This window comes from Proteiniclasticum sediminis (assembly GCF_018128025.1).
Lineage (GTDB): Bacteria > Bacillota > Clostridia > Clostridiales > Clostridiaceae > Proteiniclasticum > Proteiniclasticum sediminis.
Genome location: NZ_JAGSCS010000050.1, coordinates 1 through 1,548, shown reverse-complemented (window position 1 = coordinate 1,548; position 1,548 = coordinate 1). Strand labels below are relative to the sequence as shown.

The following is a 1,548-nucleotide window of genomic DNA, read 5'->3' as shown; positions in this document are numbered from 1 at the left end:
CAATGTCATTAAGTTAAGAAAATCAGCGTATGGAAGCATGCGCTGATTTTCTTTGCAAATTTTTAAGAAATAGCTTGACATTCATCAGTAAAAATGCGGCGAAGCCCTTTGAATATAGAGATTCAAAGGAGGATGACCATGCCGAAATCTGCATTTCACACAGATATACGAAAAAGACTATTTCAAATTATTGACGATCATGTCGCGCGAAAACAGGAGTTTCTTTCCCATCCCGAACGAGATTTTACTCGCCATCGAAAACTGACGCTTGATCACATGGTGAAGGCGACGATGCTTTTAGGTTCAGGCAGCATCGATAAAGAAATGCTGGAATATTTTGATTACCACCCGAATACCGCCACTGGGTCAGCCTTTAGTCAGCAGCGTGAAAAGCTCTCTGCCACGATTTTTAAATCGATTTTTGATCAGTTCACCCATAGTTTTACCCATTACAAAACCCTCAAGGGATATCGAGTGGTCGCCGTCGACGGTTCTGATCTTCATATTCCGCACAATCCTTACGATGCAGAGACCTATATTCAGGCAGTCCCTGGAACCAAAGGCTACAATCTCTTGCATGTTAATGCCCTTTATGATCTTCTTAACCGGGTGTATTTGGATGTTAAAATTCAACCGAGGAGAGAAACGTATGAACATCAGGCACTTATTGAGATGGCCTGGAAATCCGACTTAAGGTCACCGGTCCTGCTAATTGCCGATCGCGGCTACGAAAGTTATAACACCTTTGCGCACATGATCGCAAAAGGGTGGAAGTTCCTCATCCGCGTGAAAGATATTAGTCCAAGAAGTATGTTGGGGACATTCAATGCCCCCGCTAGCGGGGAGTTTGATCTGACAATTCATCGTGAACTAACCCGGAAACAAAACAAACTTGTTAAACAACATCCAGATCGTTATAAGTTCTTGCCCACAAGCGTCACATTTGATTTTCTGGATGAAAATACTCTCTTTTACCCCATAGCGTTTCGGGTGGTCAAAGTGCAGTTAGACGATGGCTCATACCAATGCTTTATCACAAATCTGGAGTCTGATTGTTTTCCTCCTGAGGTGATCAAAGCGTTATACCACATGCGCTGGGGGATCGAAACTTCCTTTCGGGAACTGAAGCACACCTTGGCGCTTACGCATTTGCACTCCAAAAAGAAAGAAAGCATTGCTCAAGAAATCTTTGCAAAAATGACAATGTACAACTTCTGCTCTATCATTACCTCGCACGTAGTGATCCAGAAAGAAGACCGAAAACATGACTATCAAGTCAATTTTTCGAAAGCCATTAGTATTTGCAAACATTATTTCAAGAGGGACAATGCTTTCATAGACATCTGCAAGCTGATCCAAAAGTATATCCTCCCCGTTCGGGGAGGGCGAACTTCCCCTCGCCAGGTTAAGTTCAGGTCATTTGTCAGCTTTAATTATAGAGTAGCGTAAATCCCGGTAAAGTCAAATTCAAGCGGTGTAAACCCGCTTGTTTGCTATGCCGAAAAACAAGCAATGAAGAGACATTGCTGAACAAAAACTGCCAGAATC

General features: G+C 42.8%; 1 protein-coding gene. It reads left to right on the top strand.

The window, feature by feature from the left end; all coding sequences use genetic code 11:
- Positions 1–138: 138 nt before the first annotated feature.
- On the top strand, positions 139–1,449 hold the full coding sequence (locus KCG48_RS14430) for an IS4 family transposase (protein ID WP_211802878.1): 1,311 nt from the start codon (positions 139–141) through the stop codon (positions 1,447–1,449).
- The last annotated feature ends 99 nt before the right edge of the window (positions 1,450–1,548 follow it).

Coding starts and splice junctions, on each gene's coding strand:
- KCG48_RS14430 (WP_211802878.1), top strand. CDS start 139: ATGCCGAAATCTGCATTTCACACAGATATACGAAAAAGACTATTTCAA.